We start from the raw sequence: 12,987 nt of genomic DNA, 5'->3' as shown, positions 1-12,987 counted from the left end.
ATAAAAAATTTGTAATTAATAATAGCACAATATTATTAAAAACAATTATACATGCGTTTAATATAGCTTTCAATCTAATCAAAACTTGGGCGGGCATTGCTTTTTCTTAGAGAAACAAAAAAACAGTAATAACTATATTTATTATAATAGCAATAAATATAAAGGGTGGGGAATTAGAATAAATTCTAACATATCATATTTTAGAAAGTTTTTTCACAGTAGCAGGAAGCAATTTATGTTCTTCTACTAATATTCTTTTTTGTAAAATATCAGCAGTATCATCTTCTTTTACAGGTACTTTAGCCTGCATTATAATATCCCCTCCGTCTATAGTATCAGTAACATAATGAACAGTACATCCTGATTCCTTTTCATCATTTGCAATTACTGCCTCATGCACATGAATACCATACATTCCCTTTCCTCCATATTTAGGAAGAAGAGATGGGTGAATATTAATAATTTTTCCTTCCCATTTTTTTATAAAATCACTATCTACTATTGATAAAAATCCAGCTAATACAACTAAATCTATATTAGAAATCTCTTCATCTATTTTTTTAAATAAATCTTTTTTGTATATTTTTCTATCTAATAATAAAGCTTTTATTCCAGCATTTTCAGCAATATTTAATCCACCGCAATCCCTATCAGCAATAACTATATCTATTTTATAATAATCATTATCCTGAGAATCTATCAAAGATTTTAAATTACTTCCTCCGCCCGAAATTAAAACAGCTACTCTAAGCATATATCACTCTTATCCTCATTATCATTTTTAGCAATATACCCAATTTCATAAGCAGATTCATTTTGCTCTTTCAAATCATTTATAATATTATCTTTATCCTCTTTAGAAGCTATTATAACAAATCCAATCCCCATATTAAAAGTATTATACATCTCTTCTTCTTTTATATTACCTAAATACTGAATATAATTAAATATATTAGGAGTATTAAAACTATCCTTTTTAATTACAGCTTTGTATCCCTTAGCAACAGAACGAGGAACATTTTCTATTAAACCTCCCCCTGTAATATGTGCCATACCTTTAATATTATATTTTTCTAATAAAGGCAAAACTTTTTTCACATATATTTTAGTAGGAGTTAAAAGAGTTTCACCTATTTTCTCACCTTCATATACGGCATTGTAATCTCGTACAAGTTTTCTTATCAAAGAAAATCCATTACTATGAAATCCTGAAGATGCAATACCTATGATAGAATCGCCCTCGATGACTTTAGAGCCGTCAATAATTTTATCTTTCTCTACAACACCAACACAAAAACCAGCTATATCATAATCTCCGTCTTTATAAAAACCCGGCATCTCAGCAGTTTCTCCGCCTATTAAAGCAGCCCCAGCTTCATAACATCCGTCTGCTATACCTTTTACTATTAAAGCAGCTGTCTCTCCATTTAATCTTCCGCAAGCAAGATAATCTAAAAAGAAAATCGGCTTAGCACCATGACAAAGCACATCATTAACGCACATAGCAACAGCATCTATTCCAACAGTATCATACTTCTTCATAGAAAATGCTACCTCTAATTTAGTTCCCACTCCATCAGTTCCTGATACAAGTACAGGATTATTATATTTACCAAGTTCATACAAAGCACCGAAACTTCCTATATTATTAAGTACATTTGAATGCATAGTTTTGGATACAACTTCTTTCATCAGAGCTACAGCTTTATAGCCTTCTTCTCTGCTGACTCCGCTGTCTTTATAAGAAACTCCCATAAATAATTCCCTTATTTTAGAATTTAAAAATAGAAAAAATGTCTACTAAGTATACCAATATTTTATATATTTACAAGAAAATTTTTTTTATTTGCTTAAAAATCACTATTAGAATGTTATACCAATAGCCAATCTAGGAAGCGGTACAAATCTTATACCATGAGTAAATGAATACCCCAAATCTAATAAGGATATATCAATAAAAGGACGGACAGGCCAATTTGCCCCCATTTTTGTGAACATATCTATCTTAAATCCCATCTCACCGGATATATAAAAATTTACTATGGCACTTAAAGTTTCCTTATTTGCCGCATAATCTTTCCCTTTAACAGCAAATATATTCATACCAATCTTAGGAAGAAGGAAAAAACCATTATCCCTATTGCTTTTATTAAAATAAAATCTTACCCCTATAGATGCCGGTATAACAACAACATCAGCATTATATATTTTTTGATAGCTGCTTGCCCCATTAACAGTCATAGTGCCGTTATAATGGGCATTAAAACTATATATGCCTAGAAAAGCATCTATAGCCTGTTTTGGCAAATATGCATAGTTATATGTAAATGCTATACCAAATCCTCCTTTAAACAAAGGTTCAGTTGCTCCATTTTGATGCTTGAATATTAAATTTGCTATACCAGGCAAAGTAGCAGCAGAAAATATTGTAGTACCAAAATCTATACCTACAGCATGCTTAGCATTTTCATAACTTGCTGCATAAATTAAAGAATTAAATAATAATATAAATATTATAACCTTTTTCATAATCAAATATCCGTTAAAACCTTATGCTAAAACCTATTCTTGGAAATAAAGCTATTCTGAAATTAAGTAACATTTTAGACGAATCAGCCATATTAGAAACGTTTAAATCACCTGAAATTCCTCCGGCAAAAAAATACAGCAAATTTCCTGCTAAAGCATTAGCCATATTCTCTCCCCAAGGTCTTACATAATATCCTATCTCCAATAATCCTATATCAATAGTAGGCTTAACTCTCCATTCTCTTGTAGGAAATAATTCTATATTCCATCCAATTTCATAAGAAATATAAACAGCTGCATCTGCTACTGACTGCCTTGTCCTAACACCAGTGATACCATTTTCTGTTTGAATATCATAAAAAAATGCATCTATAGCTAAACGAAAATGATTGTAAAACTGCCTTTTCTTACCATAGAATTTCACTCCGAATGTAACAGGCATGATGATAAAAGAAGCATTAAATTTAGTATCACTTACAACAATACTAGATAAATCAAAATCTAATCCTTTAATATCTCGCAGTAATTTGATCGCATTATCTTTGCTAATATTAAAAGAGTATTCACTTCCGTATAATCCAATACCGGCACTAACAGATATTTGATTATGTACAAACAATGAATATTCAATAGAAGGTATATACCAGCCAAAAGCATCAAGACCAACATACTGTAAATATTCTCCGGCATTTCCTAGATCTGCTCCAAACATACCTACTGTATGCCTTCCATGTTTAAAAATTGTGTCCAAAATCATAGGAGCAAATACAGTAATACCGGGATTGAGATTGAAACTTATCATCTGTCTTCCCTTTATCCAACTGTAATCTTCCCCTGTAACTTCTGTAGATAAAGGAAGCCCCTTAGAAAATACAGTATTAATTGAACAAATAAAAATAAAAAATATTATTAAAAACTTTTTCATATTGATTATACTTTAAAAAATTATATTATAGACTCATAGTTAATAAAATCATCCTTAGATTTCGCTAACAAATCCTCTAATTTATTACGTTCAGCTTCAGATAAATTAACATCTTTAAATATTTCATCAGTTTTAGTCGTATCTATTTTACCATCATTTTGCATAGCCTGTTGTAATAAATTGCCAAAAACTTTTTTATATTCAGGGTTATCCGAATTAATAAGAAGCTGCAATAGCTCTAATCCTTCCTGTTTAACCTTAACTATATTAACTTTTCCATCTAATGGAACTACTAATAAGGTATTTCCGTTTCCATCTTTAAACATGGAAACTAAAGACAAAAAGTAATCATAAAATTGATATGTTCCATTATTATTATTTTGACTTCCTGTTATAGTTAATGTATTACCATTTAAACTTACCCCTTTAAAATTACCATATCTAATTTTATCCAAAACCAAATTAGAATCGGGATTAGTTACAACGACTCCTGTACTTTTTGTACATGAAACAATTAACATAATTAACAGCGAAAAAAGAACTGCATACAATTTCATATATGCTCCTAACATAAACTATTATTTTATATAATAAATAATAAAATATATTTCAACAATATAAAGTATACTTTAATAATATTTTATAAATCCTGAGCTATTTCTTCTATCTTGAATATCTCAAGCAAATCTCCTTTCTTAATATCATTAAAGTTTTCTATAGAGGCACCGCATTCATAACCGCTAGCAACTTCTTTAACATCATCTTTAATTCTTCTTAAGCTAGAAATTTTGCTTGTATAAATAAGTACATTATCTCTCATGACTCTTACACCAGCATTTCTTTCTATTTTTCCGCTAGTTACATAACATCCGGCAATAGTACCAACTTTAGGTACATGGAATACATCTCTCACCTCAACAGTACCAATATCAACTTCTTTTTTAATTCTTTCAAGAGAGCCTTTCATAGCATTCTGAATAGCCTCTATTGCTTCATAGATTATATCATATCTTTCTATAGGTATGCCGAGTTTTTCAGCTAACTCTTTTGCCTTTCCTGAAGGACGAACTCTGTAAGCTATAATAATAGCATTGGATGCATGGGCTAAGTTTACATCGCTTTCGGTAACGGCACCTGATGCACTATATATTGAAACGAATCTTATTTTATCACTTTGTATTTTATTTAAAGCATCTCTCAAAGCCTCAGCACTTCCCTGAACATCAGCTTTTATTATAACTTTAAACTCTTTCATAGCATCAGAAGCTATTTTCTCATAAAGGTTTTCCAAAGTAACTTTAACATTAGCCTTCAAAGCCTCTTGCTGTTTTAACTGAACCCTTTTATCGGCTATAGCCTTAGCTTCTTTTTCATCAAGCATAACATTAAATGACTCTCCAGCCTCAGGAGTCTTTTCAAATCCTAAAACCTCAACAGGAGTAGAAGGCAAAGCCTTTGTAACTCTCTGACCCAAATCATTAACCATAGCCCTAACTTTACCTACAGAAAGTCCGCATACAAAATAGTCTCCAATTTTCAAAGTACCATTTTGAACAAGTACAGTACCCACAGGTCCTCTTCCTTGGTCAAGAGATGCTTCTAAAACTATACCTATAGCCTCTCTGTTAGGATTAGCCTTTAATTCAAGCATTTCCGCCTGAAGTATAATAGCTTCTAATAATTCATTAATACCCTGTTTAGTTAAAGCACTGACACCTATATACTGAGTATCTCCTCCCCATTCTTCTGGGGTAAGTCCGTATTCAGATAATGCTGCTTTTACTTTATCCATAGTAGCATTAGGTAAATCCATTTTATTAACCGCAACTATTATAGGTACATTAGCTTCTTTAGCATGATTTAGGGCTTCTATTGTCTGCGGCATAACTCCGTCATCAGAAGCAACAACAAGTATTACTATATCTGTACTTTTTGCTCCTCTAGCTCTCATCATAGTAAATGCTGCGTGTCCGGGAGTATCAATAAACGCTATTTCACCGCTAGGTATTTTTACCTTGTAAGCACCTATATTTTGAGTTATTCCGCCGCTTTCTTTTGATGTAATATTACTATGTCTTATGGCATCAAGAAGAGAAGTTTTACCATGGTCAACATGCCCCATTATTGTAACTACTGGAGGACGAGGTTTTAAATCTTCTTCTCTATCTTCTTTTACTTCTATAGTAGCCTCTTCCTGCAAAGATATAACATTAACTTTACATCCGAAATCATCTGCTATAATTGTAGCAGTATCAGAATCAATTATATCATTAACTCTAGCCATAGTACCCATACCCATAAGTTTGGATATTATGTCTGAAGCTCTTAAATTCATCTTTTTAGCCAAATCGCCTACAGTAATTGTTTCCATTATGCTGATTTCTTTTTCAACACTTGCAAGTCTTTGTTCCTGCTGACGTTTCTTTGCCTGAAGTTTATTAAATATTTTATTTTCCTGTCTTTGAACTGCTTCTGCTTTAGAATCTTTTTGAGATGATTTCTTATCGTATTCTTTATCTTTTTTATCGTAATCTCTTTTCTTATTATCTTTTTTATTATCTTTCTTGAATGATGATACATCTTCTACAGGAACTTCTATAGCAGAAGAATCTTTATATGATTTACTTTCTTTAAAATCTTTATTATCCCTATTATGAGAATAATGTTTACCTTTTGATTCTTTATTATCTCTATTTTCTTTTGCTATATTATTTTTTTCAGGAGTATTATTATTATTATCCTGTTTCTGAGCATAAGGCTTATCAGATTTATTATGTATTATTATTTTCTTTTTTACTATAACTTTTTTTACTTTCTTAACAGCTGCTGCAGCTTGATTATCATCATTATTGTTATTAGATGCATTATTTTTTTTTATAATAACTTTAGGTTTATTATCAGCTGCAGAACTTTCCTGATTTAAATTTTTTTCATTATTCTCATTTTTTTGAGACATTCTTTTCCTTTCCCATTAATATTAAATTTTAATTATTTGTTCTTGGTAATAAATTATTAGTTTGCTGAGGCAATGCTGCTGTATTAGTATCTCCTATTTGAGGAGGAAGTATACTTGCTTCTCCTAAAACGGCAGTATTTCTTTCTATTACTGCTTTATCTTTTAGATCTTGTATATCTCTTTCTACTAATTGCTGTGCATAAGCATTTTTGTATAATTGAGCAATATAAGGAGCTGTTTCTGTATTATATGCTGTAATGCCGTACATTTGAGTTAATTGATCTTTAGCCTGTTCAAAAAAAGCCTGAGCCTGTTCAGGTGTAGGATCTGGTATATTTTTAGAAGCATCTGCCATGAGTTTTGTTACATAATATTGAAATTTTATATTTCTGATTGAAAGATTAATAAAATCTTTAGCTTCTTCTGTTTCAAAGAATTTTTCTTCTTCTGCTTTATTTAATAATAAAATAGAATTTATCAGCTGATCTGCATATAATTGTTTAGTATTAGCATCATTAGCATACATAGCTATTTGTTCAGCTGTAGCACCTTGAAGTACTAAAGAAGCTTCTAAATCTTTAGTAAAATTAGTTTGATTAACAGTAAAATCATCTACTTTTAAAACCCAATCACCTGCTCCGCCATTTAAATAAGACAAAGAATCTGATGAAGTTTTTGAACCGCTTCCTCCGCCTTGATTCTGGGAGCAAGCTATTATAGCAAATGATGATATTATCAATATTAATTTCTTCAAGTTTTTCAAACTCATAAATACTCCTTAAAATAAAAAAAACAATTTAATAATAGTATAGTGTATCATATATAAATATTTCTGCAAGTGAAAAATATATAAAATTTACATATATAAACTAATAAAAAATAATTAATTATAAAAAAATAAATAAATACTATTTTTTTCCGGAATACATATTAATTACTAAATTAGGAAGTTCTTTTTCTAATATTCCGTACCATATAGATTTTCTTCTCTTTAAAGTTTTACTGCTCATAGCAATATTCATTAATTTATTATATGTTTCATTAGCCTTCTGAACATTCTGAAATATTGATATATGATTAGCAGGGAAAATTTCAGATATATTAGCCTCTATATCTTTCTTTATAACAACATCATATATAGGCAAAACCTTTTCATATCCTGCACAAATACTCTCAGCATATTCCAAAACCATCTTATCAAAATCCGGAATAGTTTTAAGCAGCTTGATAATCAAAGCAAAAGTATCTATAGCCTCTTTATAATTTTCTTTAACTACATAAGCTCCGTTAGCTTTATCGCATAAATCGCATATAGTACCATTAGTATAACTAGATATATAATCATTAACTTTTTCATCTATCTGGAAAGGAGGCATTGATTTAGCAACTTTTGATATCAAATCTAAAATAGCTGTAAACATTCTCTGCTTCCATAAATTACCCTTAACACTTTTTACAAGTTCTTCCATTTCATTAAAAAACTTTTCTTTATATTTCTCATCAGGATTAAATATAGCTTCAACTATAGGAATATCAGTACCTTTAAATGATATCATACCATTATCATAAAATGAGATAATATTTTTTTCAAATATTTCACTTTTTACTTTGCTGTTTTCTTTTAAAAAGTTAAACTGTAAATTTTTAGTTACTATTACTTTATTTTCTTTTGGTGCTAAAGTATTTGCCCTAGCCTGCATTCTAGCAGCATTATTGATTAAAAAACCAGATAAATCTCCATCCTCTGTGATAATCAAAGAACTATTAGTATTACCGCCGGATATTCCAGCACTTATTTTAAACTCTGGAAGTCCGCTGGTATCTACACCCGGATATTCAGTCAATAATCTTTTTTTACTTAAAACACCGATTGTAGCTATAGTGGCACTTAAAGCATCTGTAGCTGTAGGGCATACCATAATTATTTCATCGCCCTGCTTCCTATGTGATATAACATTATAGAATCTTGTTACTTCACTTACCTTATTTTGCATTAAGTCATCTAAGGCATGCATTTTGGAAAGATTATTCTTATTTTCTTCGCAGAATTTAGTATATCCATGTATATCAAGCATTGCTATATAAATATCAGCTATTGAAAGACTTAATTTTAAATCGCCCGCAAAATTATATTTTTGATTTTCTGTAACGAACTGAGACCATAATTTAGGGTAAAGCTCCTTATCCAAATTATTAAAGAATCCCCAATAAATCTTTCGTATAAGATCAAATAAACCTTTTAAAATCTTCTTACAGTCATGTATTTTTTCAAAGTTAATATTTTTAGCATAAGTAAATATTTCGGAAAATGTTTTTATTTCACCTGATACTATTTTTTCACTTAAATGAGTATATAATTCATATTTAGAAGTGGATTGGTTAAATTCTTCTATTTTGTTCACTTTCTTCCCTTAATTTAATTTTATATAAATAACCATTTTATTACTTTAACTTATAAACAAAAAAAATCAATAGATGTTATAAAACATATTGAAAAAAATATAATCTATACTAGAATAAAACAAAAATAAATTTACAAATTTAATATTAAATTATGGCTCAAAAAAAAATAAATGATAATTTTAATATAATTATAGCATTATATCGTCCGGAAATACCCGCAAACACAGGAAACATCGGAAGATTATGCGTTGGACTTAATATAGCTTTGCATATAGTCTCAAAACCTTCTTTTATAATAAGCTCAAAAGAAGTTAAAAGAGCTGGGCTTGATTATTGGCAGCATTTAAATTTAATAAAACATGAAAATGAAAATACATTTTTAGATTACTGTAATACCAATAATAAAAGAATAGTTCCAATTACAAAGTTCGGAAAAAACAGATACGATGACTTTGAATATCAGAATAATGATATACTTCTATTCGGCAGAGAATCAACAGGACTTAGAGAATCATTATGGGAAAATGATTTAGAAAACTCTGTATATATACCAATGAGTGATAATATTCGTTCTATAAATGTATCGAATACTGCTGCTATAGTTGCTTATGAAGCATATAGGCATATTGTTTTAAGTAATAATTAATTTAACGCACGGTTAATAATTTTTTTTATATAGTCAATATTATTTTATTAATCAATTCAAAATATAAAATTTTATTCTGCGTGCGGTAATAATATTTTCATTCTAATTAAATTTAGGGTGGGTTTTGTAATTTCAGAAAAAAATTAAAAAAAATAAATTAATTATAGATACTAAAATAAGCAATAAGTATATAGGGCGGGATTGTAAATAAAACAAAAAATCAAATATTAATAAAATTCACTTTTGTATTTTATTAAATTGTTTTTTTAATTTTTCTATATAGATATTAATAAATTTAATATTATAAAGCTATCATAAAATGTGCTATACAGTCTACGCAAAGAACTTTAAAATCATGTAGTTTTTTAAAATTATTATAATAAAAGCCCATCAGTATTTCTACCAATGGGCTTTATATCTACATTTGTAATAAGTCGCTTAAATCAAATTATCCGATAATTCTCATTATAGATTGGTTTTTCATATTAGCATTAGCTAACATAGCAGCACCTGTTTGCTGTAAGATTTGTTCACGAGTATAAGCAACCATAGCTTGAGCCATATCAGCATCTCTGATAACACTTTCAGAAGCGATAGTGTTTTCAGTAGCTATCATTAAGCTTTTTACCATAGATTCCATTCTGTTTTGAACAGCACCTAATTCAGCTCTTTGAGCTACTACCATTTGTATACCTTCATCTATTCTTCCTAAAGCTTGGTTAGCAGTTTCTACAGAAGAAATAGAAATAGGAGTATCTCCTCCAACTTGTAAGTTAGCAGCAGTCATAGCACCTATATTAACAGATACTCTTTGATCCATATTAGCACCGATGTGGAAAGTCATAGGAGTTTGAGCATCAGCAGCGAAACGGCCTGTTAACATGTTCATTTTGTTGAATTCAGCTTGAGAAGCGATTCTGTCAACTTCAGCTACTAATTGGTTAACTTCTACTTGAATCAAAGCTCTGTCGCTGTCAGAATAAATACCGTTAGCAGATTGAATAGCTAATTCTCTCATTCTTTGCATAATGTTAGTAGTTTCATTTAAATAACCTTCAGTTGTTTGAATGAAAGAAATACCATTTTGAGCGTTTCTAGTAGCTTGTTGTAAACCACGGTATTGTGAACGCATTTTTTCAGATACAGCTAATCCAGAAGCGTCATCTCCTGCAGTATTGATTCTCATACCGCTAGAAAGCTGTGCTATTGTTTTAGTCATTGAATTTCCTGTTAAATTCAATTGTCTGTTTGCATTTAATGCAGAAATATTATTGTTGATAATCATAACTACCCTCCATGAATAGTGCTTAAAATATTTTTGTAATTTTTATTTTCTAAAGCTTTAAAATATTATGCCTTTATTTGCTGTTTAGTCATCCCCTACAAAACAGCAGCATAATATTAACTTCATAGTATAATATTATTATAATATCTTTTTAAAAAAAAGTAAAGACTAATTTTTTATAAAAAAATACCGATACGGCAATTTACTGCATATTAATATAATAACATTGACTTTTTAACACTATTATTTTAAAATCTAATAGCATAACATCATTTTTTGGAATGAAAAACTATGAAATTTATAACAACAGCTATCATTATAATGTTTTTTATGCTTAATTCATGCAGCAGTGCAAATGCAAATACGGATAATAAAATAAATACTAATTTCTATTTTAATGTTGAAAACGCATACAATTATATAAAAGCTCAGACTGATTTGGGTCCTAGAAACTACGGAAGCGAAGCTCATAAAAAAGTAAGAGAGTTTTTTAAACAAGAAATTTCTAATATGGGTTATGAAGTCTTTAGTCATAATTTTCAAGCTCCATATATTAAAGAAAGAAACGGAGAAAATATATACGCATTCCTTAAAGGAAAAACTGATAATTATGTAATTATAACAAGCCATTTCGACAGCCGTTCTGTTGCAGAAAAAGACCCTGTACAATTCAATAGAAAGAAGCCTATAAGCGGTGCTAATGACGGTGCAAGCAGCAGCGGAGTATTATTAGAACTTATGAAGGCTTTAAAAAATTATAATGATTTGCCTTACAGCGTATGCTTTGTACTATTTGACTTAGAAGATGATGGAAATTTATTTGATATTGAAGGAAATTCTCTAATAGAAACTGATTGGATTCAGGGAAGTATTGCATTCGTAAATGAAGTTATAGCAAGAGATAAAATAATCGATAAACAAAAAATAAAATTTGGAATTCTTCTTGATATGGTTGGAAGCAAAACAGCAAAATTCAAATATGAAAGTTTTGCTCATACATATTATTCTCCAATATATAATAAAGTTTGGCAGTATGCAAACGATTTAGGATACGGAGAATATTTTATTGATGAACACTATGGAACTATAGTAGATGATCATACACCGTTTCTAATTGATAAAATACCTTTTATTGATGTTATAGATATGGGATATCCTTTTCATCATACATCGCAGGATACTATAGATAAATTAGATAAAAAAACCTTAGAAGCAGTAGGAAAAACTATAGAATACTCTATAAAGAACGCCGATAAAATTTATTAATTTTAGCTTTTATTATTAGGTATATTATAACGATAATTAAAAGAGATTATCAAATATCTAAAATATAGTTTTGATATAAATTTATTTTACATTAAAACTATTAACATTGTTATAGAAAAATGTTATAATATATTGAAATTAATCATATATTTAAAATGAAAAATACTAATTATCAATTTTAAGGAGGTTTTTTAATATGTTTGGCGGATATTTTGAATATTATTTCGGATATATATGGATACTAATTCCAGGTATACTTTTAGGGTTCTGGGCACAGATGAAGGTAAAAAGCACTTATGCTAAATACAGCAGAATGGAAAATAAAAGAGGAATTACAGGTGCTCAAACTGCAAGATACATATTAGAAGGATATGGAATAGATATTCCTGTAGAAAGAATAGGAGGAACTTTAACAGATCATTATGATCCTTCTTCAAAAGTATTAAGACTTTCTGCTGGAGTTTATGACGGTACTGATGTTGCCGCTTTAGGAGTTGCAGCTCATGAGGTAGGACATGCTATACAGCATGATAGAGGGTATGCACCTCTTTCTATAAGAAACGGCTTCTATCCTTTATGTGCTATAGGAGATCAATTCGGTCCTTATCTAGTGCTTATAGGTATTATGATAGGAGGGGCTGGAAGTTTTTCATACTACATAATGATGGCGGGCATTGTGCTTTTTGCTTTTGCTGTATTCTTCTCACTTGTTACATTACCTGTAGAATTTGATGCTTCAAACAGAGCTATAAAAATCTTGGATAAAGGTGGATTTTTAGACCAAGAAGAACTATATGGTGCTAAGAAAGTATTATCTGCTGCTGCTTTAACTTATGTTGCTGCTGCTGTTACTGCTATACTTACACTTTTAAGACTTTTAATGTTAGCACAAAGAAGAAGAGATTAATAAGTATTAACTGATAAAAAATAAAAGGGGATTATTTCTTAATAATGCCCTTTTTTATATTTAAATATTA

The 12,987-nt window shown here is 29.5% G+C and carries 12 protein-coding genes; 3 read left to right on the top strand and 9 right to left on the bottom strand.

What is annotated here, in order from left to right; all coding sequences use genetic code 11:
• Positions 1 to 193: 193 nt before the first annotated feature.
• The 8 genes from purN to A966_RS02755 all read right to left on the bottom strand — a co-directional run bounded on the left by purN (position 194) and on the right by A966_RS02755 (position 8,812).
• Positions 194 to 754, bottom strand: coding sequence for a phosphoribosylglycinamide formyltransferase (gene purN / locus A966_RS02790; RefSeq protein ID WP_039955436.1), 561 nt, complete (start codon positions 752 to 754; stop codon positions 194 to 196).
• A complete protein-coding gene (gene purM / locus A966_RS02785; protein WP_008722308.1) occupies positions 742 to 1,755 on the bottom strand; it encodes a phosphoribosylformylglycinamidine cyclo-ligase in 1,014 nt (337 codons plus the stop codon). Before purM ends, purN begins: the two co-directional genes overlap by 13 nt.
• 108 nt (positions 1,756 to 1,863) lie before the next feature.
• Positions 1,864 to 2,529, bottom strand: coding sequence for a hypothetical protein (locus A966_RS02780; RefSeq protein WP_008722306.1), 666 nt, complete (start codon positions 2,527 to 2,529; stop codon positions 1,864 to 1,866).
• A gap of 13 nt (positions 2,530 to 2,542) precedes the next feature.
• Positions 2,543 to 3,454: a hypothetical protein gene (locus tag A966_RS02775; protein WP_008722304.1), complete on the bottom strand. Its 912-nt coding sequence runs from the start codon at positions 3,452 to 3,454 to the stop codon at positions 2,543 to 2,545.
• Between the two features lie 20 nt (positions 3,455 to 3,474).
• Positions 3,475 to 4,011, bottom strand: coding sequence for a hypothetical protein (locus A966_RS02770; RefSeq protein WP_008722303.1), 537 nt, complete (start codon positions 4,009 to 4,011; stop codon positions 3,475 to 3,477).
• A gap of 83 nt (positions 4,012 to 4,094) precedes the next feature.
• Complete coding sequence (gene infB, locus A966_RS02765; RefSeq protein WP_008722301.1) at positions 4,095 to 6,410, bottom strand: translation initiation factor IF-2; 2,316 nt, start codon at positions 6,408 to 6,410, stop codon at positions 4,095 to 4,097.
• A 28-nt stretch (positions 6,411 to 6,438) separates the two neighbouring features.
• Positions 6,439 to 7,179, bottom strand: coding sequence for a hypothetical protein (locus A966_RS02760; protein ID WP_008722300.1), 741 nt, complete (start codon positions 7,177 to 7,179; stop codon positions 6,439 to 6,441).
• Positions 7,180 to 7,318: 139 nt separating this feature from the next.
• Positions 7,319 to 8,812, bottom strand: a complete 1,494-nt coding sequence (locus A966_RS02755) for a hypothetical protein (protein ID WP_008722297.1) — start codon at positions 8,810 to 8,812, stop codon at positions 7,319 to 7,321.
• 152 nt (positions 8,813 to 8,964) lie between these two features.
• Here A966_RS02755 and A966_RS02750 point away from each other — a divergent pair, with 152 nt between their 5' ends.
• Positions 8,965 to 9,459: a tRNA (cytidine(34)-2'-O)-methyltransferase gene (locus tag A966_RS02750; RefSeq protein ID WP_008722295.1), complete on the top strand. Its 495-nt coding sequence runs from the start codon at positions 8,965 to 8,967 to the stop codon at positions 9,457 to 9,459.
• A 448-nt stretch (positions 9,460 to 9,907) separates the two neighbouring features.
• On the opposite strand, the gene A966_RS02745 is transcribed toward A966_RS02750, so the two are convergent.
• The gene (locus A966_RS02745; protein ID WP_008722293.1) at positions 9,908 to 10,744 is read right to left on the bottom strand and encodes a flagellin N-terminal helical domain-containing protein; all 837 of its coding nucleotides are present in this window, start codon (positions 10,742 to 10,744) and stop codon (positions 9,908 to 9,910) included.
• 291 nt (positions 10,745 to 11,035) lie between these two features.
• Here A966_RS02745 and A966_RS02740 point away from each other — a divergent pair, with 291 nt between their 5' ends.
• Complete coding sequence (locus A966_RS02740) at positions 11,036 to 12,010, top strand: M28 family peptidase (RefSeq protein WP_008722291.1); 975 nt, start codon at positions 11,036 to 11,038, stop codon at positions 12,008 to 12,010.
• A 196-nt stretch (positions 12,011 to 12,206) separates the two neighbouring features.
• Positions 12,207 to 12,917: a zinc metallopeptidase gene (locus A966_RS02735; protein WP_008722289.1), complete on the top strand. Its 711-nt coding sequence runs from the start codon at positions 12,207 to 12,209 to the stop codon at positions 12,915 to 12,917.
• Positions 12,918 to 12,987 lie beyond the last annotated feature (70 nt).

The sequence above is a fragment of the Brachyspira hampsonii 30446 genome (assembly GCF_000316195.1).
GTDB classification, from domain to species: Bacteria; Spirochaetota; Brachyspiria; order Brachyspirales; family Brachyspiraceae; genus Brachyspira; species Brachyspira hampsonii_C.
The sequence above is the reverse complement of the archived record's forward strand: the minus strand, read 5'-3'. Positions and strand labels throughout refer to the sequence as shown.

Coding starts and splice junctions, on each gene's coding strand:
- purN (WP_039955436.1), bottom strand. CDS start 754: ATGCTTAGAGTAGCTGTTTTAATTTCGGGCGGAGGAAGTAATTTAAAA.
- purM (WP_008722308.1), bottom strand. CDS start 1,755: ATGGGAGTTTCTTATAAAGACAGCGGAGTCAGCAGAGAAGAAGGCTAT.
- A966_RS02780 (WP_008722306.1), bottom strand. CDS start 2,529: ATGAAAAAGGTTATAATATTTATATTATTATTTAATTCTTTAATTTAT.
- A966_RS02775 (WP_008722304.1), bottom strand. CDS start 3,454: ATGAAAAAGTTTTTAATAATATTTTTTATTTTTATTTGTTCAATTAAT.
- A966_RS02770 (WP_008722303.1), bottom strand. CDS start 4,011: ATGAAATTGTATGCAGTTCTTTTTTCGCTGTTAATTATGTTAATTGTT.
- infB (WP_008722301.1), bottom strand. CDS start 6,410: ATGTCTCAAAAAAATGAGAATAATGAAAAAAATTTAAATCAGGAAAGT.
- A966_RS02760 (WP_008722300.1), bottom strand. CDS start 7,179: ATGAGTTTGAAAAACTTGAAGAAATTAATATTGATAATATCATCATTT.
- A966_RS02750 (WP_008722295.1), top strand. CDS start 8,965: ATGGCTCAAAAAAAAATAAATGATAATTTTAATATAATTATAGCATTA.
- A966_RS02745 (WP_008722293.1), bottom strand. CDS start 10,744: ATGATTATCAACAATAATATTTCTGCATTAAATGCAAACAGACAATTG.
- A966_RS02740 (WP_008722291.1), top strand. CDS start 11,036: ATGAAATTTATAACAACAGCTATCATTATAATGTTTTTTATGCTTAAT.
- A966_RS02735 (WP_008722289.1), top strand. CDS start 12,207: ATGTTTGGCGGATATTTTGAATATTATTTCGGATATATATGGATACTA.